This is a genomic window from Paenibacillus sp. Y660 (genome assembly GCF_057221575.1).
The window spans coordinates 1-26,080 of record NZ_JBXBBJ010000032.1; the positions used below are offsets into that span (position 1 = coordinate 1).

At 42.7% G+C, this 26,080-nt stretch carries 25 protein-coding genes; 18 read left to right on the plus strand and 7 right to left on the minus strand.

Features of this window, described 5'->3' with window-relative positions; all coding sequences use genetic code 11:
• Window positions 1-222 precede the first annotated feature (222 nt).
• The 9 genes from thyA to AC2TDN_RS23395 all read left to right on the plus strand — a co-directional run bounded on the left by thyA (window position 223) and on the right by AC2TDN_RS23395 (window position 6,862).
• Window positions 223-1,056, plus strand: a complete 834-nt coding sequence (thyA, locus tag AC2TDN_RS23355; protein WP_484690347.1) for a thymidylate synthase — start codon at window positions 223-225, stop codon at window positions 1,054-1,056.
• Entirely contained in the window at window positions 1,046-1,573 is a 528-nt protein-coding gene (locus AC2TDN_RS23360) for a GNAT family N-acetyltransferase (RefSeq protein WP_484690348.1), read from the plus strand. Before thyA ends, AC2TDN_RS23360 begins: the two co-directional genes overlap by 11 nt.
• A gap of 287 nt (window positions 1,574-1,860) precedes the next feature.
• Complete coding sequence (locus AC2TDN_RS23365; protein WP_484690378.1) at window positions 1,861-2,796, plus strand: iron-hydroxamate ABC transporter substrate-binding protein; 936 nt, start codon at window positions 1,861-1,863, stop codon at window positions 2,794-2,796.
• A gap of 144 nt (window positions 2,797-2,940) precedes the next feature.
• Window positions 2,941-3,315: a glyoxalase superfamily protein gene (locus AC2TDN_RS23370; protein ID WP_484690349.1), complete on the plus strand. Its 375-nt coding sequence runs from the start codon at window positions 2,941-2,943 to the stop codon at window positions 3,313-3,315.
• Complete coding sequence (locus AC2TDN_RS23375; protein WP_484690350.1) at window positions 3,305-4,162, plus strand: inositol monophosphatase family protein; 858 nt, start codon at window positions 3,305-3,307, stop codon at window positions 4,160-4,162. Before AC2TDN_RS23370 ends, AC2TDN_RS23375 begins: the two co-directional genes overlap by 11 nt.
• A 63-nt stretch (window positions 4,163-4,225) precedes the next feature.
• Window positions 4,226-4,681 (plus strand): SRPBCC family protein, encoded by a 456-nt coding sequence (locus AC2TDN_RS23380; RefSeq protein ID WP_484690379.1) that lies wholly within the window; start codon window positions 4,226-4,228, stop codon window positions 4,679-4,681.
• 104 nt (window positions 4,682-4,785) lie between these two features.
• A complete protein-coding gene (locus tag AC2TDN_RS23385) occupies window positions 4,786-5,751 on the plus strand; it encodes a nucleoside hydrolase (protein ID WP_484690351.1) in 966 nt (321 codons plus the stop codon).
• Between the two features lie 2 nt (window positions 5,752-5,753).
• The gene (locus tag AC2TDN_RS23390; protein ID WP_482065350.1) at window positions 5,754-6,266 is read left to right on the plus strand and encodes an acyl-CoA thioesterase; all 513 of its coding nucleotides are present in this window, start codon (window positions 5,754-5,756) and stop codon (window positions 6,264-6,266) included.
• A 452-nt stretch (window positions 6,267-6,718) separates the two neighbouring features.
• Complete coding sequence (locus tag AC2TDN_RS23395) at window positions 6,719-6,862, plus strand: hypothetical protein (protein WP_482065348.1); 144 nt, start codon at window positions 6,719-6,721, stop codon at window positions 6,860-6,862.
• Window positions 6,863-7,092: 230 nt separating this feature from the next.
• Here the strand turns inward: AC2TDN_RS23395 and AC2TDN_RS23400 are convergent, their stop codons facing one another.
• Window positions 7,093-7,617, minus strand: coding sequence for a superoxide dismutase family protein (locus AC2TDN_RS23400; RefSeq protein ID WP_482065347.1), 525 nt, complete (start codon window positions 7,615-7,617; stop codon window positions 7,093-7,095).
• 328 nt (window positions 7,618-7,945) lie between these two features.
• Between AC2TDN_RS23400 and AC2TDN_RS23405 the strand changes: the two genes are divergently transcribed.
• Complete coding sequence (locus tag AC2TDN_RS23405; protein ID WP_484690352.1) at window positions 7,946-9,688, plus strand: fibronectin type III domain-containing protein; 1,743 nt, start codon at window positions 7,946-7,948, stop codon at window positions 9,686-9,688.
• A gap of 63 nt (window positions 9,689-9,751) precedes the next feature.
• Here the strand turns inward: AC2TDN_RS23405 and AC2TDN_RS23410 are convergent, their stop codons facing one another.
• The 3 genes from AC2TDN_RS23410 to AC2TDN_RS23420 form a co-directional block, all read right to left on the minus strand.
• Window positions 9,752-10,390: an HAD hydrolase-like protein gene (locus AC2TDN_RS23410; protein WP_484690353.1), complete on the minus strand. Its 639-nt coding sequence runs from the start codon at window positions 10,388-10,390 to the stop codon at window positions 9,752-9,754.
• 208 nt (window positions 10,391-10,598) lie between these two features.
• Window positions 10,599-11,135, minus strand: coding sequence for a MerR family transcriptional regulator (locus tag AC2TDN_RS23415; RefSeq protein WP_484690354.1), 537 nt, complete (start codon window positions 11,133-11,135; stop codon window positions 10,599-10,601).
• Window positions 11,136-11,736: 601 nt separating this feature from the next.
• The gene (locus AC2TDN_RS23420; RefSeq protein ID WP_484690355.1) at window positions 11,737-12,333 is read right to left on the minus strand and encodes an SRPBCC family protein; all 597 of its coding nucleotides are present in this window, start codon (window positions 12,331-12,333) and stop codon (window positions 11,737-11,739) included.
• 316 nt (window positions 12,334-12,649) lie between these two features.
• Between AC2TDN_RS23420 and AC2TDN_RS23425 the strand changes: the two genes are divergently transcribed.
• Complete coding sequence (locus AC2TDN_RS23425; protein ID WP_484690356.1) at window positions 12,650-13,495, plus strand: EamA family transporter; 846 nt, start codon at window positions 12,650-12,652, stop codon at window positions 13,493-13,495.
• A gap of 147 nt (window positions 13,496-13,642) precedes the next feature.
• Complete coding sequence (locus AC2TDN_RS23430) at window positions 13,643-14,014, plus strand: hypothetical protein (protein WP_482065341.1); 372 nt, start codon at window positions 13,643-13,645, stop codon at window positions 14,012-14,014.
• A gap of 107 nt (window positions 14,015-14,121) precedes the next feature.
• Here AC2TDN_RS23430 and AC2TDN_RS23435 read toward each other — a convergent pair whose 3' ends face one another.
• The 3 genes from AC2TDN_RS23435 to AC2TDN_RS23445 form a co-directional block, all read right to left on the minus strand.
• Window positions 14,122-15,126: an aminoglycoside phosphotransferase family protein gene (locus AC2TDN_RS23435; protein WP_484690357.1), complete on the minus strand. Its 1,005-nt coding sequence runs from the start codon at window positions 15,124-15,126 to the stop codon at window positions 14,122-14,124.
• Window positions 15,127-15,588: 462 nt separating this feature from the next.
• On the minus strand, window positions 15,589-15,993 hold the full coding sequence (locus AC2TDN_RS23440; RefSeq protein WP_482065339.1) for a CBS domain-containing protein: 405 nt from the start codon (window positions 15,991-15,993) through the stop codon (window positions 15,589-15,591).
• A 74-nt stretch (window positions 15,994-16,067) separates the two neighbouring features.
• Window positions 16,068-16,316, minus strand: a complete 249-nt coding sequence (locus AC2TDN_RS23445; protein ID WP_484690358.1) for a hypothetical protein — start codon at window positions 16,314-16,316, stop codon at window positions 16,068-16,070.
• Window positions 16,317-16,816: 500 nt separating this feature from the next.
• Between AC2TDN_RS23445 and AC2TDN_RS23450 the strand changes: the two genes are divergently transcribed.
• From AC2TDN_RS23450 to AC2TDN_RS23475, 6 genes are all read left to right on the plus strand, one after another.
• Window positions 16,817-17,764 (plus strand): ABC transporter permease, encoded by a 948-nt coding sequence (locus tag AC2TDN_RS23450; protein ID WP_484690359.1) that lies wholly within the window; start codon window positions 16,817-16,819, stop codon window positions 17,762-17,764.
• A 13-nt stretch (window positions 17,765-17,777) separates the two neighbouring features.
• Complete coding sequence (locus tag AC2TDN_RS23455) at window positions 17,778-18,647, plus strand: carbohydrate ABC transporter permease (protein ID WP_484690360.1); 870 nt, start codon at window positions 17,778-17,780, stop codon at window positions 18,645-18,647.
• 67 nt (window positions 18,648-18,714) lie between these two features.
• Window positions 18,715-20,301: an extracellular solute-binding protein gene (locus AC2TDN_RS23460; RefSeq protein ID WP_484690361.1), complete on the plus strand. Its 1,587-nt coding sequence runs from the start codon at window positions 18,715-18,717 to the stop codon at window positions 20,299-20,301.
• Between the two features lie 265 nt (window positions 20,302-20,566).
• The gene (locus tag AC2TDN_RS23465; protein ID WP_484690362.1) at window positions 20,567-22,138 is read left to right on the plus strand and encodes a sensor histidine kinase; all 1,572 of its coding nucleotides are present in this window, start codon (window positions 20,567-20,569) and stop codon (window positions 22,136-22,138) included.
• The gene (locus AC2TDN_RS23470) at window positions 22,138-23,760 is read left to right on the plus strand and encodes a response regulator transcription factor (protein WP_484690363.1); all 1,623 of its coding nucleotides are present in this window, start codon (window positions 22,138-22,140) and stop codon (window positions 23,758-23,760) included. The genes AC2TDN_RS23465 and AC2TDN_RS23470 overlap by 1 nt, the downstream gene beginning before the upstream one ends.
• Window positions 23,761-23,861: 101 nt before the next feature.
• Window positions 23,862-26,078, plus strand: a complete 2,217-nt coding sequence (locus AC2TDN_RS23475) for an FAD-dependent oxidoreductase (protein WP_484690364.1) — start codon at window positions 23,862-23,864, stop codon at window positions 26,076-26,078.
• Window positions 26,079-26,080 lie beyond the last annotated feature (2 nt).

Sequence of the window (26,080 nt, forward strand, 5' to 3'; positions counted from 1 at the left end):
CGCCGTTTTGCAAGCCTTATTTCAGCATACTGGCCTAAGAATCTCTCCATGACCATGTGGCCGGTTTATTCAAACATAGATTCTCACAATTACCGGTTAATCTCATGAACTGCATAAGTCATGATGAATGATATTATTTACATACATTGTATCATTTAGTTTATGTTAGGTGTCTGTTTCGATATAATTAGTAAGCACATGAATGATAATGGAGGTTCTATGATGGGGAAAGCTGATCAGATTTACAGTGAATTAGTCACTGAAATTCTTCATAATGGGGATTGGGACAAAGATCAGAACATAAGGACAAAATGGGCAGATGGTACAGCAGCCTATACGAAAAGTTTGATATCCAAACAACTCCAATTTGATAATACTGAGGTTCCTATCCTTACAACAAAAAGAGTGCCGTGGAAGTCGGCCATACATGAGCTGTTGTGGTTTTATGTTAAGCGAACAAGCGATTGCACCTATCTGGATGAAAATAATGTGAAGATATGGAAAGAGTGGACAAACACGAATAATAATATCGGCAAGGCGTATGGTTATCAGCTAGGTAAGCCTATCATGCTGAAAGGTAAGATTACAAACCAAGTTCATCATTTAATTGATCAACTCATCCATAATCCTGCATCTAGAAGGCATGTCATATCCCTTTGGAACATTGATGATCTTGATCAAATGGAGCTTTTTCCATGTGTATGGAACAACCAATGGCTTATAAAACAAGGAGCACTCCATCTAGTGGTCAATGCAAGGTCAAACGATATCGGATTAGGAAACCCTTTTAATGTATTTCAATATTACGTTTTACAACGAATGATTGCCCAAGTAACGGGATATAAATTAGGAACATTTACGCTCAATATTAATGATGCTCATATTTATGAGAGACATATAGATCCGTTGAAGGAGCAGATTCAACGTCTTGCCTGCCCTGCGCCTGAGCTTTGGATAAATCCAAATATAAAAAGATTCGATGATTTTACGATTGATGATTTTGAATTAAAAAATTATGTGTATCATCCTTCCATCAAGATGGAGATTGCTATTTGAAATGCGGATACGGCAGGCTTCTATCGATGATGCCCCTGGCATTGCTCATGTTCATGTTGCTAGTTGGAAGACAACATATAAAGGAATGATTTCGGATGAATATTTGAACAATCTAAGCGTTGAAGAGCGCATAAATAATTGGAAATGGGTATTTCATCATTTGAATCCCGATGAAGCAATCTTCGTATTGGAAAATGACGCTGGAGAGATAGTCGGTTTCTCAAATGGCGGAAAGTGCAGAAGCGAACAATATAAATACGACGCAGAACTCTATTCCATATACTTGCTGAGAGAATACCAAGGAAATGGTTATGGAAAAGCATTGTTTTCTACTATCGTAAATCATTTGAGACAACATAACTATCGATCATTAATGGTATGGGTTTTAGCTGATAATCCCGAGACAACCTTTTATTCCAGATTAGGCGGCAAGGTTTTTGCGGAAAAGGATATCCAATTTGGCTACGGCCATTTGATCGAAATGGCATATGGATGGGATGACCTCTCAATAATATAAATTGTTCATTCGAAGGAAAGGAAGTGCTTTAAACGATGCCGCCCGATGGTGGGGTGATGACGTTGCAGGTGCATGCATAAACATTTCGAACAAGAATTTATCAGATGAGCTACCTCGGTGTCTTGGATCGCAGGTTTAAAAATTTAAACCGCGCGATTGACAATGAAAATGATAATTGTTATCATTAGTTGTCTTTGAGGTGAATGAGATTCACTTCAACAATAATAAGTTATTCAGGGGGAACGACCGTGTTTATTCGCAATAAGAAGAAATTTGTACTTGTACTTATGAGTTTGATGGTGATGTCGCTTTGGCTGGCTGCATGTGGAGGAAACAAGAACAATGAACCGGCTACTACTGAAGTACCACCTGCTGCAGAAACGCCTACTGAGCTTAAATTAACGGATGCACTTGGAAACGAAGTAACGATACCTGCAAACCCACAGCGCATTATCGCTTCATATTTGGAAGATCATCTTGTAGCTTTGGGAGTTAAGCCTGTTGCACAGTGGTCCGTTCAAAACGGTACGCAAGATTATTTAAAGGATTCACTCGATGGCATTCCTCCCATTCCATATGACCTTCCGTTTGAAGCGGTAACAAGCTTTAACCCTGATCTTATTCTAATAGGCGGCAATAGTGCGGTTGAGGGCGACAAATATGCGCAATATTCAAAGATAGCTCCTACCTATACACTTGGCGATGAAATTAACGCCGACTGGCGCAAATCATTGTTGAAAATCGGCGAGTTGCTAGGAAAGAGTGAAGATGCTCAAAAGGTTTTAGCTGACTATGAGCTTAAAGCAAAAGAAGCAAAAGAAAAACTTCAAAGTGCAGCAGCAGGCGAATCCGCCGCAGCGATTTGGCTAGTACAAAAGAGCTTCTTCGTCGTTAGCGATAAATTATCGAGCGGCGCTGTCCTTTACAATGACCTCGGTCTAACGGCTCCTGAAGTCGTGAAAGAAATCGCTGCAACCGGTACTGGCAACTGGAATGCTATTTCTCTAGAGAAGCTGGCAGAGCTGGATGCCGATCATATCTTCCTCATCAACAGCGATGTCGATTCTGGCTCTGAAGCATTGAAGGATCCGATCTGGCAAGCGATACCTGCAGTTAAAAATGGAAAGCTTTACGAATATCCAAATACGGCTAGCTGGTTATATTCGGGCGCTATTGCAAACTCACAAATCATCGATGATGTACTGGAGGGTATCGTAAAATAATTGGTGCTATGATGAACAATGGACTGTACCTGTATGCGATTGTCGCAAACGGGAACGGTCCTTTTTCCTGTGATCAACCTTCCGTCCCACGAGGAATAAATGTATAATCATGAGGATATCTCACTGGATAAGGAGGTGTGACCGATGACTTTTCAGATGAAGTGTACTGTACCTATACTTCGGATATTTGACGAAGAGAAGGCCAAAGATTTTTATTTTGATTTTTTGGAGTTCAAATGTGACTGGGAGCATCGCTTTGAGTCAGGCATGCCGCTTTATATGCAAATTTCGAATGGTGACTGCATCATCCATTTATCCGAGCATTACGGTGATTGTTCACCAGGCTCGGCTGTACGCATCCAGGTTGATGATGCCAAGGGGTTGCAGCAGTATTTGCTTGGAAAAAAATATAAATTCGCGAGGCCGGGCTTTGATGACGAATGGAATCAAGTGATCTTAACGGATCCGTTCGGCAATCGGCTTCATTTCTATACAGATAAAAAGAGTAATGATCAGTAATGTGGCTGATAGTATTGAAAAAATCAATAGAGCGGGGATCGGCACTTTGGACCAAGTGACGTTGAATAGGGCAAGGGAAGTGGCGATAGCTGCAGCATACGAAGCGGGACGGCTCACGCGCGAGAAGTTCGGAACACTGGATCACTATGAAGAGAAGGATGACCACGGCGAAATTGCAACGGAAGTCGATCATTTGGCTGAAGCTATTATTTTGAATAAAATTAGGCGTGTATTTCCAGACCACAAGATTCGATCAGAGGAATATGGCGAAAATGATGTGCAAAGCGATTGGATGTGGCTGGTTGATCCGCTAGACGGTACGAATAACTTTGCGATAGGCATGCCCTTGTTTGGCATATCGATAACGCTTGTATTTGAGAGAAATGTTGTTCTTGCGGTTATTTACGAGCCGATGACGGATCGGCTTTATGTTTCAAGCGAGAACGAAGGTACTTATTGCAATACGAAGCCAGTCAGTATAGGCGCTGCAAAAGCATTTAAAAAAGCAAGAGTAGGCTGGATTCAGGGTCATGCGGTTCAAAATGAACAGCAAGCCGTTAAGCTAAGACATTACATAGACGTCAATACGAAGAGGAGGATGCGCCTTTGGGCGCCAACGCTTCAATGGACGATGCTCGCAAGGGGCGATTTGGATGCCATAATCGTATATAACTCGGAAGGCGAGGATTTGTATTCGGGTGTTCTCATGGTGAAGGAAGCAGGAGGCGTCATCTTTGATTATGACGGTAATCCGTTTACTGGCATGAGCGGGCAGCCTTATTTGATCGCTTGCCATCCCGAGCATAAGTCTTATTTTATGAACATGATCAAAGAAGGCTTATCTTAAGTTGTATGAATTAATTATATGCATACAGATTTAGAATGCTGAGACAGAAGAGCGGTGAATGGGTTGGTCGAAGTAACGACGAGCATAATTATAAAGGCACCGATAGAACGCTGCTTCGACTTGGCGCGAGATATTGATGTACATACGAGAACAGTTTGGAAGCATACGCGTGAGCGAGCGGTAGCCGGAGTGACGACAGGCTGTATAGGAGCAGGTGAGTTGGTTACGTTTGAAGCGACGCATTTTGGAATTAGACAGCGGCTTACATCGAAAATAACAGATTTTAATGTTCCTTATTTATTCGTCGATGAAACGCAAAAAGGAGCATTCAAGAGCCTAAGGCATGTTCACACATTTGAAAAGCATGAGGAAGGCACGCTAATGACGGATACGCTGCGCTTCGAGGCCCCACTTGGCTGGCTTGGTTGGATAACGGAGCGCATGGTTTTAAAGGCATACATGACTAAGTTTTTGGAGCATCGCAATGAACAGCTAAAGCAATTGGCCGAGTTAAGCTAAAATTTGAATTCTTATTATTAATTAATGAATAATTTTTAAATTAGGCTTGGTTTTTGATTCATTAATTGTTTACAATGAACGAAAGCAGAAGGGGGAGTTATGACATGTCAAACATAAACAGAATGCTGCTTGACGTAGATACAGGCATCGATGACGCCTTAGCCATTTTATACGCGCTCTTATCTCCAGAGATAAAAGTAGAGGGCATCACGACCGGATTCGGAAATATTGATGTTGAACAAGCGACTGAAAATACATTGCGCGTCGTTCAAGTCGCGAATTGCGGGTATGAGGTTCCTGTTGCTAAAGGTGCTGCAGGGCCGCTTAAACGTGTGTTTCCTGGGTCTGTGTCCCATATCCATGGGCATAATGGAATTGGAGATGCGATTTTGCCGCAGTCTCCTCAGCAGCTGGAAACGGAAACTGCAGCACAGTTCATCGTTCGAAAAGTAAATGAGAGCCCTGGCGAGCTTACTCTGGTTACCGTAGGCAGACAGACGAATCTGGCTCTTGCTTTGCAGCTGGACCCTACGATTGAAACCAAAATCAAGAAGGTTGTCATTATGGGAGGCAGCGTATTCGTACCAGGAAATAGTACGCCTGTCAGCGAAGCTAATTTTTACGGCGATCCGGAAGCAGCTGCCATCGTATTCGAATCGCAGCTTCCGCTTACGATAGTAGGTCTTGACGTGACGCAGAAGACTCGGTTAAGCAAGCAGCATATGGCCTATTTGTCACGTGAGATTGCAGAGGACAAACGAGAAATTTTCGATTTTTTGAATGTTGCATTAGAGCCTTACTTTGATTTCTATGCGTTCTCGAACGAATTTGATGGGGAATGCGCGATGCATGATCCGTTAGCTGTTCTCGTTGCCATTAACCCGTCACTCGTCCAAATCGAAACGATGAATGCGGTAATCGATTGTGGGACAGGCTATACGGCTGGAATGATCATTACGGATCGCAGAGTGCGCTCAACTGTCGGTCGCCCCATTGATTTTTGCTTAGAAGTCGATCAAGAGAAAGCCATTGCGCAGCTATTATCCGTTTTTACTAAAGGGGAAAAATAACCATGGAGCAAAGGTACTCGCGTGAATCCAAATGCTACAAAACGGCAAGGGTATTTCCCCCAGACGTTAACAATCATAATACGTTATTTGGTGGTAAACTAATGGCTTACATTGACGACATTGCTTCCATTGCTGCAACCAAGCATTGCAGGCGATCAGTCGTGACAGCCTCAACGGATTCCGTCGATTTTCTCCAGCCCATTAGACCTTCGGATTCCGTATGCCTGGAGTCATTCGTAACATGGACAGGCCGTACTTCTGTTGAGGTTTTTGTTAAGGTGATTAAGGAAGATTTGTTAAGCGGAGAGCGCAAAGTTGCCGCAACGTCATTTTTGACGTTTGTCGCATTGGATGAGAATCGGAAGCCCATTCCCGTTCCGTTAGTCGTTCCAGAAACGGAAGAGGAGCTCAAGCTGTTCGAGACTGCTCCGCACCGCGCAGAAATGCGCAAGATTCGAAGAGATGAGAGCAAGAAGTTCGCTGGATTTTTGACTGTGAAGCAGCCTTGGGACTGATTTGCGATATAGCAGGGTAGGCTTGTGATACCATTTGAAAATAAATGAAGACTCCAGCCGTAATCATTACCTTGTTTACCTTGCGAGTCACCCCGGACAACATAATAGGGCGTCTCGAATTTCGTGTTTTTCGCTAATTGATGCCTAGTTATATGCATAAAGCGACGATCACCTCCAACATTAACCACAATATGAACTAATCAATCGTATAGTAACGGACAGGTACCTATTTGTTGTTTTATTTGCATGTTTTAGCAAAAAAAGGGTATTTTATTCGAAAAATCAAATGTGCATAGAAGACACTGCTGCTCGGAAGATATGTATCTGACATTAAACCATTTAACTTACAAGGAACAAATGTTCTCATGGTGTGAAGGGGAAGGCAGCCCACCTCCAGCTCTGATCGACAAGCTTGAGCGGAAAATTCAACAATTAAAAAAGGATAATCAAGCATGAGGTGGCAGCGAGCAGGAGTATTGGCAGTTCCAAATAAAGATATTCCTGCCGGCAAAGAGGTTGTCATTACAGCTTGGACGAAAACAATGGAGCTAACCGAAGCTCAACGCGGCCTGGCGCTAAAGAAGCCAGCACGTTGAAATTTTCTGCTATGATGAAGAGAAAATCGCCACTTTTAAATATAGCTATATCAATGAAGGGCCTGAGAAGATCCCTGCATCCATACGCGGTGGTGGCGGAACGATGTAAGAGGGGATTCGAAGTGAAAAGGGAGCTTTGAAATGAAAACGGAGCAATAAAAATAAACCGCGAGGTAATCGTTTGATTACTTCGCGGTTTATTCTTGTTGTTCAAGTGAGAAGGGAGTTCTCTATTTGATAACTCCGCATGCTATTCGATTTCCTGAGTTTCCAGATGGATCTGTCACATAATCATCCGCTTTTTCATGAATAATGATGGATGTTCCTTCAGGTTGAAATAACGAATTGGGTTTCCCATGTGCCAATGTTACGGTTTCACTAGTGATCATAGCTTTTACTTTACCATCTGCACCAACCTCAATGTTTGGCAAATCTCCATCATGGAAACCTTTTGGGTTATGGAAGCCATGTTGTTTGCTTTGAGGGTTGAGATGGGCGCCGGCAGTCGTGAAATCAGGGACATCGCATTTGCCTACAGCGTGGAAATGGATGCCATGGGTCCCTGGAGCAAGATTTTCAGCCTCAATGAGGATATGTACTTTATTAGCTTTTTGCGAGAGCTCCGCTGTACCTATCTGCTTCCCTTCACCATTGATGATATTTACGTGGACCGCATTTGCGCTCGCATGGTTCATTGCAGTTGCGAGAGTAAGAGCGGATATGATCAAACCGATTAACACCATTATTTTCTTCATATCATTCCTCCTGGTTTCTAATTAATGGGATTTCTATTTGTGGTCACCTACCTATTTTTAACAATAATTAATATTTTATGCGTTTAGCTATTCCTCCTCCAAAAGTAATTGGCGACTGTATTTGAGAGTATTTTATCCCTCTTTTATCCATTTTTGCTCTTGAGAAGAAAAGAGGGGATGGATTAAAGTGGAAATGTACGGGGCTTCTTGAGTGGATGATGATCATGACGGTATTATTTTGGATTTCTGAGAGAGGCGGTGGTTTAGGCTGCAGTATTTTTTCGGATAGCGTTTTGGCAACTGTATTGACAATTTAAGGAGGAATCTTATGAAGATTGTTTCGAACAGCCCATCGACTTTGAAGAAAATTTCAGCTATTTTGCTAATTGCAGTTTTAATCATCGCTTTAATGCCAGGAATGGCCAATGCAGCTGACCGAGGTGCTTGGGCGCCTAACACATCTTATGCCGTAAATGATACCGTAACTTATGGCGGAGCAAGCTATAAGTGCATACAAGCGCATACATCTTTAACAGGTTGGGAACCGTCTAACGTGCCTGCTTTATGGGGACTCGTCCAAGGAGGAGGAGGCGGCGATACGCAAGCGCCAACTGTTCCTTCAAATTTACGTGCAACCGGATCAACTACATCCAGCATATCGTTAGCCTGGAATGCATCAACTGATCAAGTCGGTGTTACTGGATACCATTTGTATCGGGCTTCTGCACTCGTTGGCAGTGTGTCAGGCAGTACATTGACCTTCACGGAAACGGGGTTAAGTGCAAGCACGACTTATACGTACACAGTCAAAGCGAAAGATGCGGCAGGCAATTTGTCCGCTGCCAGCAACTCTCTTAGCGTCGCTACCAAAAGCGGGGGAGGCGACACAATCGCTCCAACGGTTCCGAAAAATGTTAGCGTATCGGGAACAACATCGTCCAGCGTTACCTTATCTTGGACTGCATCTACCGATAATGTTGGAGTAACGGGGTATGACGTATACAGAGGAGGTTCATTGTCTGCGACAGCAACGGGTACAACGGCTACTGTAACAGGACTTGCAGCAAACACTACTTATTCTTTTACAGTGAAGGCGAAGGATGCCGCAGGCAATGCTTCAGCCGCAAGCTCAGCGGTTAGCGGCAAAACCAATAGCTCAGGCGGAGGAGGGTCACTGCCAAAACATATCCTCACAGGCTACTGGCAAAACTTCGTAAATGGCGCAACGAATCTCAAACTTAGCGCAGTGCCAAGTCAATATGATATCATTGTGGTGTCTTTTGCAGATATGGACATGTCCAAACCAGGCGGAGTCACTTTCAATGTAGATTCTTCATTGTCCTCGGCACTTGGAGGCTATACGAATGCCAATCTTATTAGCGATATTCAAGCTAAGCGTTCGCAAGGCAAGAAGGTTATCCTCGCTATTGGAGGGCAAAATGGCAACATTGATTTGAGCAGCTCGTCTCCGAATGTAGCCAATTTTGTAAACAGCATGTACAGCTTAATTACGCAGTTCGGCTTTGACGGCATTGATATCGATTTAGAAAATGGGATGAACGTTGCCAATTTAACTAGCGCAGTTCGTCAGCTTCAACAAAAAGTTGGACCAAGCTTCATCTTAACGATGGCTCCGCAAACGATTGATATGCAAAGTCAAAATACAACTTATATGCAGCTCTATAAGAACCTCAAGGATATTACGACGGTTATTAATGTACAGTACTACAATTCCGGCTGTATGCTCGGCCGTGATGGCGTATGTTATGCTCAAGGCACAGTTAATTTCTTAACAGCGTTGTCCGACTTGTCGCTGCAGTGGGTAGCGCCTTCGCAGCTTGGTCTTGGTCTTCCAGCTACGGCATCCGCAGCTGGTGGAGGTTATGTCAGTCCTACTGTCGTAAACAATGCGCTTAGCTGCTTAGCAACAGGGAATAATTGCGGAACGTATAAACCTGTTGCGAAATATGCGGATATTCGCGGCGCGATGACGTGGTCGATTAACTGGGATGCAAAAAGCAACTATGCTTTTGCAAACACGGTGAAGCCTTTCTTAACAAATATGCCATAATTTATAATATCGTCAACGTATGAAGAATTTAGGCGGCACATGGGATGATCATTGTGTCGCCTTTTATATGAGAAAATCGTGAGGAAGTAATTCCATGATTTCGTGAGGTTCATTTACTATAAAATCTGGATTGTAACTTTGAAGCAGCTCAATTGAATCATAACCCCAAGTAACGGCAATCATTTTTATGCCCACCCGTTTGCATGTATCTATATCTCTTAACTCATCACCAACGTAAATCATTTGTTCTTTGGATATATGATGTAATTTGAGGTAATTATTTATAACTCGATGTTTACCAAAAATATTATTCCCACTAAATATTGAACCAATCGTATCCGATAAATGATTCCGTTCTGAAAATGTCTTAATATTTTCGACGGTGTTAGATGAGATAATATCTGGTTTAAATCCGTTGGCCGATAAGGATGCAAATAAGTCGGAAATTCCTTTCACTGCAGATAACGTATGTACTTTATCCTTGTAACATCTCTTAATATCAAGAACAAGCTTTGGCAAATGAACAGCCGGAATATTTAGTTCTTTTATTCGATTTGGAATACTTAAGGAACTAAGATGAGGTACATGATGCTGCTCAATTCGTTTATAACCTCTTGCACCAGCTAATTCGTTATAGATCTCAATAGCAAGTGGTTTACTATTTACCATCGTTCCATCAAAATCAAATACAATTCGTACCATTCGCAGCTTCACCTCGTTGCAAATTTTTGTAGTGTAACCAGTAAACTAATTTCAGATCATTATCTCTTTCGCAGCTCAGGCAAGTCAATACTAGCTATTTGATCATTTCGATCGATAGGGGATCGGATCATGTGCGCATAAATAAAAGAGGCAGCCTTGGACTAATCGAGTCCAGGCTGCCTCTTTTTTCGAAATGAGCGAAAGCCATTTACAAGAATGAGAAAATGGATTTCAAAAGGCCGCGCTTCCTTGGCGAAGCCTGATGTTCGGCGATGGGAGCGGGGTGAATCACCTCGGGTGACAAATTGGTTTTGCTGCTTGAAATTTGTATCGTTTCTATGGATGCAGCTAGCTGTACGATCATTTGGCGCAGCTCCTCCAGTTCCTCGCGCTGCTGAAGCAACTGCACCGAGACGACTTCGTCGGCTTTCTGATCTAGCGAGCGCTCGATATCCTCGACACGGGTTAACAATTCCATTGACGGATTATGTGTGTGTACCGGAGTCTCATCGTGCAAAGTCTGATGCGGCTGCTTGTTAGTCATGAGAACAATGCGGTCCAACGTTTCGCCATGATCGATTCGGTCTTTAATGTGAATAAGCAGGTCAATTTCCTGCTCCGAGAATATATAGTGGCCAGACCGATCTTTTTGAAAAAAATCGGGAAAAGTGGAAGCCCAACGTTTGATAGTCGTTTGGCTGACAGAAAGCAGATCTGCGGCATCTTTCGTTTTCAAAATACCCATTTCGATCCCTCCGTTTCAGGTGTTCTGTTATGGATATTCGCTGTTGGTAAGAGACTCCCTGCACGGGTGACAAAGGAAGTGCTGATTCGATAAATAAAGTGTTAATACGAGCGAAAAGGCTATTGTAACCTGTTTTTTTTACGAATGGAACCAAATAAAGGGATAGTTTAATAAAAATACCGATGATCCAAAACAAGACAACCAAAACATCGACGTTCTGGATAAAGGTCCATTACAGAAATATGTACCTAGGTTCGCTTATGGCATTTTGGAGATTGTTTATCTAACTTGTTAAAAATGACTCGGGTACACGCCACAGGCCGACAGGGAGGAGGATCGGAGATTTTCTTGATGGAAACAAATATTAAGAGAGTGGCTTTCTTGATGGAATGTGGGAGCATAGGCACTGCGAGATGTGGGAGAGTTGATCACCATGAGTCCAAATGGAGATCCATAGTCGCAACCATACTTTACGGCTGTATCCACTTTTTACAGAAAATGTGAACATTTTAGAGTAAAGTGATTCTTCATAGAGGGAGGATAGTTATAAACAAAAAAACACCGGTGGTCGGTGTTTTTAGCTTCAGCAATATCAAATTGTTTATATCTTCAGGTATTCGGCTAATTGATCGAAGGTTCCGGTAAATCCGTTCTGAACGATCTCACGTGAAGAATTGAAGGTTTTATTCTCTTCCTCAGACGGGGACACGGGAACAATAATCGTTGTAAGAGTTGTTTTTCCATTGTCCTCGATGAACGTCATGGTATTCAAGGTTTCAAGTGGCCAATTTACGTCAAAGGGTGCACGTACAACGTTACCTTCCTCATCAGAAAAGAAACTGGTGTATACGATTTTCTCCGATGCAACAATTTCACTATATACAAATTTAACCCACATGATGTCGCCGTCAGCAGGTTTCTGGCTGTAGTGAAAGACACCGCCCGGCTGGAAATCTGCTTTCTCAACATGAAACGCCCAACCTTTTGGCCCCCACCAGTTCCGCAGATGTTGTGATTCAGTGAATGCCTTAAACACAAGTTCTCGTGGAGCGTTGAAAGTATAAGTAATTTCGATTTGAGTTGACATTGCGATTCCTCCAATAATCTTTTTTTGTATTCCTCTCATTTGCAGATCCTTCCACGTCTCCCGGGCATGGTGCAAAGGCAAGCTGCTTATCGTGGCAGTTGTGCTGATCATGACATTGGCTCCATTCCTATTATGAGGAAATACGAGGTTCGAGAAAGAAAAAGAGTCATTGGTGATGTTAGTGGGTCCCAGAGCTGGCCGGCGACCGGACCAAAAAAAACCAAAGAGACTACAAGATGAATTCTACTCAAAATGAACGCATTAATCAACGAATGGTTTCAAAACAAGCACGAAGAAATAGAGGCTAACACGATGGATAGAGGGAGTATACATTAATGAATTATTTTAGAAGACAACTCACGCTGTATGTGGATTTTATGGTAAAATGTTGAATTATTCAGACTGATATTGGATGGTGGCAGATCTAGTGTTTAGTTTAGCTGTGATACTCGTACTCTGTTCTGGTTGCCTTCATTCCATTTGGAATCTTTATACTAAAAGAAGCATAAATAAGAATGTTTTTCTTTGGTTTTGTCAACTTGTCGCAATTATCATATTTTTGCCGTGGGCTATAGTTGAATGGGATAGCAGCATAACGATTACTGGGTGTTGGGCAATATTTGCATCCATGTTCCTGCACGGACTGTATATCAAATTACTAGCTGCTACATATTCAGTAGGTGACTTGTCACAGGTTTATCCAATAATGCGAGGAACTAGCCCATTATTAGTACCACTTTTAGGAGTGACTTTACTTAACGAAAAGTTAACTACCTTTGGTTGGATAGGTGTAACCTGTATTGTTTTAGGAATCGTTTTGCTAAGTAACATAACACTCAAGAGTAATGAATTATCATCATTAAAGGCACCGTTATTGGCATTGGCAGTGGGGGTATGCATCGCTAGTTACATTGTTATTGATAAGATAGCATTAAACTATGTTTCACCGGTAGTTTTAAACGAAGCAACAAATATAGGAAATTTACTAGCTCTTTCATGGACAACTTTTAACTCCCAAGGCATACGAAAAGAACTCAACATCAACTGGAAGATCATTTTGTTTGGTGGGATTATAGCACCCGCTGGTTATCTATTGTTCTTGTTTGCCTTATCACTTGCCCCTGTAGCTCAGCTCGCTTCTATGAGAGAAATAGGAACAGTATTTGGTACGGTCATGGGAATAATTATTCTCCAAGAAAAACAAGGCACAAGACGGCTACTTACATCCATTTTAATTACGCTAGGAGTTATCATCGTAGGAGTATGGGGGTGATTTCCAAAAAGAATCAATTCATTTCTGAACATATTTTGTTACGCTAACTAAGGACGAGCGTTCAATTGTAATTTGACTGGCGTACGAGCAACGATAGTTTGTTCAACAACTGATCCTAATTAAAAGCATAGAAGGATGATGAGTAAAATGAAAGATAGTATTTATCAAGAGTGGCCATCCAACGAACATGCTAGATGGATCAAAATGGGGCATTTCTTCGGTAAGACACTAATGGATGAAGTTAAAGGGTATGCAAAAGGGAAAATTAATCCTAATTGCTCTTTAGAAGAAAAAGATGTTGCAGAAAAAGCTATCAGCGATACCTTGTATGGTTTAATGATGCTATTGGATGGAGTTATCGAAAGTACTATCGATAAGGATCATGGCGTTGAATTTGCATTGGTTGCAAGAGTATATGATCAAAATACTAGAGAATATTTAGAAGAAATCGAATTGGCCCCAGATGGTGATGGTTTGTGTATGGGGATTCACATGTGGGAAGATGGAGAGTTTGAATAGAGTTGGTGAAAAGCCAACGGTTAATGATAGCACCATGCACAAGGCTGCCGGCCAACCGACAGCCTTTATTGATGTAACAAGCAGGTGATCGCGGTGCGGCCGCCGCTTTAACTGTCGCCATATTTGGCGAGATACAGCGGGTACGAATGAAGATGAATGGCCCTGGCCTTGCGCTGGGACTCCTCCCGATACTCCGGCACCTGCTCAGCCTCGACATAATCAGCCAGCACGTCGATGACATCGTCGAGCAGCTTCGCCCGAAAATACAGTTCCAACCGTTTGACTGCCGCAGCACCTGCTCCTGCCAGTACTTTCTCTATCCATATCTGCCATGACGGATCATGCGTTAGTGGCCAAAGCAGTACCGAGTAGTCCATCGCCGCATCGCCTTGGCCGGAAAGGTCGTCCCAGTCGATGATCCGGAAACCGTCCCTGCCGCAAGTTAGTACGTTGTTGTCGTTAAGGTCGTTATGAACAACATCGACCGCAGGGAGTTGAAATGCAGGTGTCTGACGGACTGTTTCCCTCAACCTTCTGATCTCTTCCCCAAACCACGAAATCGCCTCGTCCGACACGAAATCCCTGAGCAGATCGCGTGACTTTCGGATTCCGTCGAGATCATCCGTAAACCGGGAAATATACTCGTCCTCGAATGCCTCCGCATAAGTACGCGTCTCAGCCTTAGGCAGCATTCCGCGAAGACGATCGTCGTGATGGAGCTTAGCGACGGTCGCTATGACACCTGTCATTGCGACCTCGGGATTCCGTACTTCCGCAAGTGGGGTCGCATCTTCGATATATTCGAAAACTAGGCCGTAGGGATATCCTGGCACGATCTCGCGGTCAATCGCATGAACCAGCTTGGGCGCGGCGTAGTGCTCAGCAAGATAATCGCTGACGCCTGCCCACTGCCGCAGCCGAGCGGCTTTGTCAGGTGGGGCTAGCTTAACGTGAAGCCGCGTGCGGTCGTCTGTCAAACGGATAGACAAATTGCCGAAGCCTCCGGGGTTATATATATATGACGCCTGGATCTTATTCGGGACTAAGCCAATTGCATCGGCGTTCGCCGATGCCCACTCGGCAATCATTCGTTCTGCTAGTTGTACCTGCATATCTACAATATGCCTCCTTGGCCAAAAACTTAATGGATTCATTATATTATCTTTTTATTTTTATTAGGTTTGAACCACAGAATCCTGTACTATATCAACTTTTACAAAAGTACCAATACTGGTTTCATGAGGACTTAAAAATTAATCATAGTTCAATTCGAAAGTTAATAAATGAATTGAAAATAGTTAAAGATCACACATACAAAGCAACTATTATCTCTGAACTTAAGAAGATAAGATTGTTTGAAGGAGCTAAAAATATGAAAAGGATTTATCAAAATATACTTCCGATCGAGTACATTCTAAAAAGTTTAATAAATGTTATAGATCAAAAGGAGACTGAAAAGATAAGTATTATCTCTATCTCGCGACGGGTAACGATAGCTCGCTAAACATTATGAACAAAGATAAGGCTACCGGCGAACGGCAGCCTTCATGATCCGCAAGATCAGGTCTTTCCAACTAATCAGCAATATTCCGGGTATAATATTCGATAATATCTTTGCGGCGAATAATACCGAGGAAGACGCGATCGGCGTCTACGACCGGAACGAAGTTCTGATCGGCCGCCAGCGTCAGCATATCGTCCAAATCGGCGCTGATCTCGACGCATTCGACTTTCAACCGCTTTTTGATGGAGACGACAGGAATTTCGTCCATCGTATCGAAGCCGAGGCCGGGTGTACCTTTCAGCTTCCATAATAAATCTCCCTCGGATAGCGTTCCGAAATATAAGCCGTTATCGTCCAAGATCGGAATGGCTGTATAATGGCTCGCCTCCAATTTATCCAAGGCTTCTTTCATATTAGAGGAAGTCATGAGGTAAGAGACCTTGTTCTTGGGATATAGAAACGATTTGATGTCCATTGAATCACGCTCCTTTGGTATATTAAAGCATATTTCGTCGCGAGGCGCATGTGGAAGTGACTGGGGGTACTATCTTAGCATTCGTCTTTTGGTTGTTGGAGCTGCCGGATCTCCTCCCGGAGCTTAACCCGTTGTTCGTACCGCTCGCGTATCTTCGGTTTTGCCTCTTCACGAGCCTTTTCGAGTCTCTCCTCTGCCAGGCGATCGAGCTGCAATTTTTGCTCGGGGCTGACCTTATACACAATCGAAGTTATGACCTCGGCTGTTTCAATTTTCGTTTTAGCTTTTTCCAGAGACTTTTTCTCCTTTTCCCAATTAGTCACTTTTCCCAGCTTCTCTCGTATTGGTAAGTTTTATGTCTTAATTGTATCATAGGATTAAGCAAATAAAGTCCTCAGAAAGTCATATTTTGTCCTTTGATAGGAGGGGACTGTATTTTGGCCAACATCTATCTCAACTAACTCGATACGATATGAGAAAAACGGTTTTCTCACTAACTAGTGATTTACGTATTAAGTGTGGATTATGAGGAGGGGTGGCACTTTTAGCTTCGTTAGGTTGGACCTTAACGTAGATGCAGGGCCATATCTTGCTGACCTGTCTCTTTTTTTGTATGAATGCAGCGAATATGAAAAAAAATTACGGACAAGTGAAAGCACCTAGAAACGGTGGCGCTCACTCTGTCCTTTTTTTCATGCCTATTGTATTGGAATTATCCAAGGCCTCACTTACTTAAAATCTTATAAGAAATTGTGGAAATTATAGAAATTTATACGATAGGGGGATGCTATTATTCAAATATAAATAAAGACGAGGTGATGATATGCAAGCGAAATTGGCAGCGGACGCCATTCCCCTCCCCAAAAAACGGAATTCATGGATAAGAACGATACAAAAGTATAAAGTGATGTACGCTCTCTTATTCCCGGCATTAGTTTACTTTGCCGTATTCAAATACATTCCTATGGCGGGAATCATTATTGCTTTTAAAAACTATAACCTAGCGTTGGGACTATGGGATAGCCCATGGGTGGGATTTAAAAATTTTACAGATTTTATGAACGGTGTTTATTTCTGGGACATCATGAGAAATACGATTATCATATCGCTGTATAAGCTTTTGTTCGGTTTCTCCGCTCCAATCGTACTTGCTTTGCTGCTCAATGAAGTTTATACCCAATGGTTTAAGAAGATCGTACAAACGATCACTTATTTGCCCCATTTTCTGTCTTGGGTCATTGTTTATGGAATGATGGTGGCATTATTAGCCCCAGGGGATGGTCTTTTTAACATGATTCTGAAGGAAATTGGTGTTCAACCCATCTCATTTCTAACGGAGCCTGCCTGGGGCAGACTGCTGATCATCTTATCTGAAATATGGAAGGATATTGGATGGGGAGCGATATTGTACCTTGCAGCGTTAGCAGGAATCGATCCAAGCTTATATGAAGCAGCTCGGATTGATGGCGCCTCCAAGTGGAGACAGCTATGGCATGTAACATTTCCCGGCATTCGAGGAGTCATAATTCTGATGCTGATCCTTAAATTAAGCCATATTCTGGATGCTGGCTTTGACCAAATATTTATGTTTGCCAACAGCTTTAACCAGGAGAAGGTCGACATTATCGACACATGGGTATACCGAGAAGGGTTGGAGCGCCTTAAGATTGGCTTGGCTACTGCTGTGGGATTGTTTAAAGCTGTCATCGGATTTGGTTTAGTTTTGGCTGCGAATAAGCTCGCCAAAAAATTCGATGGGCAAATTTGGTGAGGTGGTTTTCAAAATGATCAATTTGACAATCGGGGAAAAAGTCTGGCAAGCAGTCGTTTATTTTATTCTTATTTTGCTATCCCTACTTTGCTTACTTCCCTTTTTATATGTGGTTGCTGTTTCAGTGACGCCAGAATCGGAAGTGTTAAGAAGAGGAATTGTTATTATACCAGAATCCTTTACCTTTCTAGCCTATAAAGAAGTATTCATTTCTCATGGTATCGGGCAGGCGTATAAAATTACGTTGTTTCGAACGATTGTAGGCACTGTGCTTAATGTGTTTTTTACGGTAATAGCGGCTTATCCGTTATCCAAAAAATATTTGCCGGGACGAAGCCCATTTTTACTATTCATTGTCTTTACCATGATGTTTGGAGGAGGATTAATTCCGACTTATTTATTAATCCGCACTCTGGGATTGCTAGACAGTCCGTGGGTATTGATTATTCCACATCTCATTAGTGCATTTAATCTGGTGATCATTAAAGGCTTTTTCGAGCAATTGCCTGCTGAAATCGAGGAATCAGCGAGGGTAGACGGTGCAAGTGAGATACAGTCGTTATGGCGGATCATTTTACCCCTGTCCTTGCCCGTCCTTTCCACCATTTCCTTATTTTACGCAGTCGGCCATTGGAACAGTTATTTCGATGCTATTGTTTATATCAATGATTCCAACCTAATGCCGCTTCAAGTTATTTTGCGCAACATCCTGCTTAACGTCGCAACACAAAGCGCTGACTCGCTCGCCAATTCCGGAGCTGTTAGTACGTTCGCAGTGCAAATGGCTGCTGTTGTCGTGACTACGGTTCCGATTTTGATCGTTTACCCATTTATGCAAAAGCATTTTACCAAAGGTGTGCTCTTGGGATCGGTTAAAGGTTAAAAAGGCATTCCAACCTAAGTTATTACGGGGAAACCGTGATAATATATAAGCAAAGGGAGAGGTCAATATGCAGCGTAAAAAAATTTCATTTATTATTCTGGCAGCAGTAGTGGGTGTGGGAACGGTATTGTCAGGCTGTGGGGAACAAGGAGAAGTTAAATCGACAGCTTCAAGTAATTCGCAAGGCCAGCCTAGCCAGTTTGCAACCAAAATGAAAATCTCGATGTTTAACCAAGGCACTTTCAACGCTGCTGCTCCGCTTCCTCCCCGTGAAGAAGATATACAACGTCAAATGTTGGAAAAAGCAGTGAATATCGACTTGGAAATGATGATTCCTCAATCAGGGCAAGCAACGACTAAATTAAATACGCTTATTGCTGGCGGAGATATTCCAGATTTGATCTTCTTGAAGAGCCGAGCTGATCTCGCGCAATATTATGACCAAGGCGTTCTTGCGGATTTGACACCATACTTGGATCAATTTCCCGAATTGAAAAAGCGTTTTGGCAAAGACTCATGGGAAGCGATGTCCTATCTAGGAAAAACCATTGCCGTTCCAGGTTATGATAATGTAAACGGGATCAGTCGAAGCTTCTTCATCCGAAACGATTGGCTGACAAAGTTGAATATGAAAGTACCGACAACCTCTGACGAGCTGTTCGAAGTGATGAAAGCCTTTACAGATAAAGACCCTGACGGAAACGGCAAGAACGATACGTATGGGTTCATAGGCGGAATGAATAAAGAAGGCAATCTGCAAACCTACGGCTTTGATAGTTTGATGTGGATGTTTGGCGTCAATCCTCCCTCAGCCATTGAAGTGAAAGACAATGAACCAGTGTTCTTGTTTACCGATCCAAAAATGAAAGAAGCGCTCGCTTATATTAATAAAATGATGGAAGCCAAAGTTGTAGATCCAGACTGGGTGACGATGAATACGCCAGATTTGTTGGACCAAAAGTTATATAAGGGGAAAATCGGCTTCATGATACGGGATGCCCGCAGGCTGGAACCGGATGCTCAGCAGAAAATGAAAGAAACTAGCGGAGAGGTGCCGGAATGGATCGTCGTTCCTCCGATGAAAGGGCCTTACGGCGATCAAATCGTGGAGAGAAAATCGTTCCAAGGCAATTCATGGGCCATTTCCAAGAAAGCTGACAAGGACAAAATCATTCGAATCCTGTCTATGCTGGAATATCTCTTTACGGACAAAGAAGCATACCCGTATTTCGCATATGGCCTTAAAGGTATTCATTGGGATCTGGTGGACGGCAAGGTCAAAAACAAAACCCCCGATTTAACGAAAGAAATGAAAGAAAAATACTTGTGGGTCGATCATTATAGAATGCCGCGTCGTGGTGATGATGCCGAGTATTTCAGCTTCCAGAATCCAAAGACGACAGAAGCATTTAAGAATAATCAGCAATATGTGGCGCCTACTTTGCCCGGGAATTTATTGACTGCAGACCCGAGCGATACTTTGGCAGCTGACCGCCAACGCTTCATTAATGAAAGCTTGGTCAAATTTATGACTGGCAAAGACCCTCTAACCAACTGGGATCATTTCCTCAACACGTTGGAGACCAAGTTTGACATGCAGAAATATAAGGACACAGCAATCAAGCAATTTAAAGAAGCAGGTTTACTCAAGTAAATAAATAAATAAACAAAGAGAGTGGCGATAAGCAGCCCCTCTCTTTGTTGTCCTATGTTATTCTTAGTTTAATTTAGATTTAAAAGGAAGATGACCGATGCGAAGAAGAATCAGCTTGCCTTTAAAATTATTTTTTATCGTGTTGGCGTTTGTATTAAGCTGCCTAATCTTGATAAGCCAATTGTCCTATCGATATGTCCAAAAAGAAATAAGAACCAATGACATTTTTTACACAAACCAAATACTGGACAAGGTTGACCAATATTTGACGATTAATTTTTCCTCCTTCCAGACGATCTTGTTCTCGGTCGAAACATCGGTGAAAGCAAACATACATAATACGGAAGTGATTAAAAAGCAATTAAGAGAGCTGTATGAGCTCAATAGTAATTACGTCAGCAACATTTACTTGATCAAAAGCGATTTATCCATTCTAGGCGGTAGTACGCCTACTCGAATTTTCGATGAACCTCTATCTGACAGAAAACCTTTATTTGATGCGGCCGACAAGAACAGACGGACTACATTTGTCAGTGATCCTTATAAATCTAAGTATTCCGGTTGGACAGTTACGATGGTGCGATATTTGAACGGCTCTCCGTTTCCTATGGCCATCGCGGTAGATTTGGACCTTAATGCCATTGAAGAAACCTTGTTCAAGATTAATAAAAAAGAACAAATGAATTTGGCCCTCATCACCGCATCGGGTAAAATCATTGCCGGATTTTCTGAAAATAGAGGACCCCTGAATATTCAAGATCATACTTTTTCAATCGGGCAAATGTCAGCGGAACAAATTCTTGATACTACGGGAACAAGCCTTCAACTGCATACGAAAGCGGGCATGCCGGTCTCCATTCTGAAGAAACCGACGGAGAAATTCAATTGGTTCATCATCTCGATTAACGATGAATCTCGTATGGGAGCTGCGTTGTCCAGATTGGAAACCTATTATATCGGGCTTCTAGTTGCAGGCCTTCTATTAAGTCTGTTCATTTCGTTTTTTATTGCCAAATATATAAGGAATCCGCTCTATGATCTCAAGAAGAAAATGAAACGGGTGGAGCAGGGCGATTTGACAACGACAATTACCATTAACCGAAATGATGAATTCGGCGATCTTTCCCGAGCATTTGACCGTATGCTGCAGCAAATTGTGGAGCTGATTTGGCGAGCGGAGCTTCATAATGAACTTGAGCGGAAGCTGGAAATCCAAGTGCTGCAGTCTCAAATAAACCCTCATTTTCTATATAACACGCTTGGTTCTATCAGCAATGTCATACGTCTCGGACAAATAGAGAAAGTAGATGTGGTAATCGAGTCTCTTATTTCAATATTGGAATATGGGATAGCCGACGCTTCGGAGAAGGTTTCACTACGTCAGGAATTGCAAAATGTATCGGACTATATCGCGATCCAGAACATTCGTTATAACAGGCATTTCCGCTTGATTGAGAATATCGAAGAAGGGTTAATGGATTTTCCGGTGTTTCGAATGCTGCTGCAGCCCATTGTGGAGAATAGTATCTTCCATGGCTATAACGGAGGAGGGATCGAAGGCCCTATTACTATTCATGCGTACAGGGAGAGCGGCATCGTCATGATAGAAGTAGTTGATCAAGGCGAGGGAATTCCCACGGAAAAAATAAACCATATTTTAATTTCAGAACCGAGTGATTTGGAAGTAAAAAGGAAAAGAATCGGGTTAAATAATATTCATGGTCGAATAAGACTTCATTACGGGGAACAGTTCGGGCTGCAAATCATAAGCATACCTAAGGAAATAACCCGTGTCCGTGCCGTTTTCCCGGCAGGTTTGTTTAAAGGAGATGCATAATGTTGAGAGAGTACACCTGCTTCATCGTTGACGATGAAGATCTAATCATTCAAAGATTGGAACTGTTTTTTAGAGAGCTCTATCATAAGGAAAGGCGATTCCATCTAGTGGGTAAAGCGAATAATGGGCTGGAGGGGATAGAGGAGATCTTAAAGCTTAAGCCGGATATCGTGATATCCGATATCGTTATGCCGCGAATGGATGGGATTTCGATGATTGAGCAGTTAAAGCCGGAGCTGCCCCATACTCAATACATTCTTTTGACCGCCTATTCGTCTTTTGAATACGCACAGAGAGCTATTCATGCCAACGTATTGGAGTACATTGTTAAGGTTCCGCTCAGGGAAGCGGATTTGAATCGAGCTTTGGATAAGGCAGCCGGAATATTGGATGAGGTTATGAAAAAAGAAAAGGAATTACAATCTTTAAACGTGTCTGTTCTTGAAAATAAGTATAGAGTCCGCAAGCAATTTTTTAACGAGCTGATCAGAGGCGAAATACCTTCTCATCGGGCATCGGATTTTGCCAATCGTATGCAGTTTCATTTCTTTCAAGCCAACTATTGCTGTTTTATTGTTGAAATGAATCAGTATGAAAGTTTCCGAAGTGAATATTCTGCAGTTGACCAAAACATCTTGAAATATGCGATTACGAATGTAATCGAAGAAACGGTTATGAATTGTGGCAGCGGTTTAGCAACGGATTTATCCGATAATCGTTTTATTGGCTTTCTTTCCTGGGAAAATAATCGCAGTGATATGGATACGGAATTTGCTTGCCATACATTGGGTAATCAGATCGTCTCCCATTTGCATCAATATTTGAATCAAAGGGTATCCGTAGCTTTTGGCAGACCGCATCGAGGCTGGGATTCCATTAAACAAGCCTATATGGAAGCTAATAATGTGAGCGAGGATTTCTATTATCATGCAGAGAAAGTAGTCAAAACACCTGTGCATCGACTCCATTACCGTAATGACAGAAAGGAGGACTTTCAGCTGAAACTGGCTGATTTTGTCACTTGGGTGCAAAGAAAAGTTTCCAAGGAAGAGCTGGAGAAAGAAATCTCTGATTTAAACCAATTTGCTACGGAACATAAAATTCATAAGTCCATCATGGCACCTATGCTTCGAGACTTGTACAGAGACATTGCTGCGAAATTTAAATCGAGGAACACATTGACTACGGATGTTGCAGAGTTTCCCATACATTTTATGGCATTTCGGGAGCAGCTAGCGTACATTGCCGACTTCACATTCGAATATGTACACGCTGGCCAGCTTTTACATCGTGAAGAAATCATGAGAGCCATGCGGTTTATCGAGAAAAATCTGAAGCAGCGTTTAACGTTGGAGGCTATTGCCGAGGATGTGAATTTATCTCCTTCCTATTTTAGCAGCTTATTTAAAAAAACGATGAACGAAGGCGTTATCAGCTACATCAATCGCAAAAAAGTTCAATTGGCTCTTGAGCTGTTAAATGTTCAGGATTATTCTTTATTGGAATTGTGCGATGAAGTAGGGATTGTGAACGAAGGGTATTTTTGTAAATTATTTAAAGAATATACGGGTGATACACCCAAGCAATATCGGATAAAAATGACTCGGTATGAATCCAAATAAGGTTGCAAAAAAATGTATGAATTTTTCCCGAAATCATGTAAAAAAACGGGGATCAAAAGGTCTACCATGATAGATGTATCTAATCATGGAGGTTATCAAAAATGGAGATTATTAAAGCGGATGTAACCGTCGTAGGCGGCGGTATTGCTGGGCTATGCGCCTCCATTGCTGCCGCACGTCAAGGGCTGCAAGTTTCATTTATTAATGATCGGCCAGTTCTTGGGGGGAACGCCAGCAGCGAGGTCAGGGTTCATATCAACGGGTCAGCCTATCTCGGAAACAGTCCATCCTATTATGCGCGTGAAGGCGGGGTGGTGGAAGAGCTCAAGCTGAAGATTTTCCACTACAATCCGTTATATAACAAGAAGCTTATGCTTTCGCTTTCGGATACGGTCTTGTTGGATATGGTCTATGATGAGCCTAACATTTCTCTATTTCTGAATACATGCGTGCATGAAACGGGAATGGAGAACGGTAGAATCAAATGGGTGGAGGGCCTTCAACTCGCTTCCGAAAGAAAATTTCGTTTTGAAAGCCCTACCTACATCGATTGCTCCGGGGACGGGGTCGTCGGATATCAGGCAGGTGCTCTCTTCAGATGGGGGAGAGAAGCGAAGCATGAATACAAGGAAGACTTGGCTCCTGAAGTGGCGGACCATTACACCATGGGAGACACGATCCTTTTCCAAGCCCGTGACGTAGGATATCCCGTTCCGTACAAGAGGCCAGGCTTTGCCTATGATATTACGAAATTGGGCTTTTTCGATAGTATCAGAAAAGGTTTGAACCATCGGTCTTTTCCTAGAAAAATCAATGGGCTTGGCGGATTGTGGTGGCTGGAGTACGGCGGGCATATGGATGTTATCAAAAACAATGAAGACATCGCATTGGAGCTTAGGAAGTTGGTTTACGGGATTTGGGATTATATCAAAAATAGCGGCGAATTTGATGATGTGGACCATCTAATCTTGGATTATGTATGCCCAATTCCGGGAAAACGGGAATCGAGGCGGTTTATTGGGGATTACATGTTGTCTCAGAACGATCTCACAACAAAGCCGCATTTCGAAGATGCCGTATCCGTCGGGGGATGGTATATGGATTTGCATGCTGCTAAGGGCATCTATGATGAGGGACCGGCTACAGCATGGAATTTCGTGCCTGGATTGTACAATATTCCATTCCGCAGCTTATATTCCAAAAATATTCCCAATCTGATGTTCGCTGGTCGCAATATAAGTGCTACCCATGTTGCTTTCGGATCTACAAGGGTAATGGCAACCTGCGGTTGTATGGGGCAGGCGGTTGGAACGGCTGCTTCATTATGCTTGAAATATGAGGTAGACCCCGCAGCGATAGTCGAAGCTCATATGGGAGAACTGCAAGCGCTGTTGCTTCGAGACGGGCAAACGATTGTAGGGCTTCAAGAGGAATTGGATCCTTACTTCGCTGACGGATTAAGTATTCGTGCCTCGTCTCAGCGCAGCTATGCCAATCCTCATCCAACCGAAGAGATTCCCTTGGAGAAAGGCTTATGCTTGGTCTTGCCGATTCATACATCCGAGGCGGAAAGCGTACGGATCAAAGTTAAAAATGTTTCCGAGCATTCGGAAACGCTGCATGTGAAGCTGTTTGGCGGGGAACGGAAGGAAAACTACATTCCCGCCTGCGAGTTGAAAGATTACCGCTTGGCTATTGCAGCCGGTCATGACGACTGGATCACGCTGGACTTGGGCTGCAAGAAGCCGGCGGACGACAAAATTTACATCGTACTAGAAGGCACAGCTAGCATTGCCGTATACAGCAATGAAGAGAAAATGACTGGAGCGGTTAGCTTCCATTATAGGCCGGAAGAGCCGTCCAGGCTGAAGAAATTCAATAAGAGCATTTGCTTTAAGGACCTTCTGCCATCCCAGAATATGTATCATCCTGAGAATGTCGTCAATGGCTATTCCAGACCTTATGGCCTGCCGAACGGCTGGATTTCTGAACGTACGGAAAGACAGGAATGGTTGGAATTGTTGTTTGCAAGCCCCAAAAATCTGGACGAAATCCATCTTGTTTTCAATTCGCAGCTGGATTTGGAGCATTTCGACGATCCTATCGAGCCACTTATCCTAGATTATGATGTGACCTTGACCTTAGAAGACGGAACCGAGAGAGAAATGAAAATCCGTGGGAATTATCTTACGTTGAATAAACATAAGGTGGATGCGAAATGTGTAACCCGAATCCGTTTTGATTTCTGTGCAACTTATGGTTCGCCTTATTTTGAAGTGTTTGCTGTGAAATTGTTTGCTCCTAAAAACGATAAGTGAGG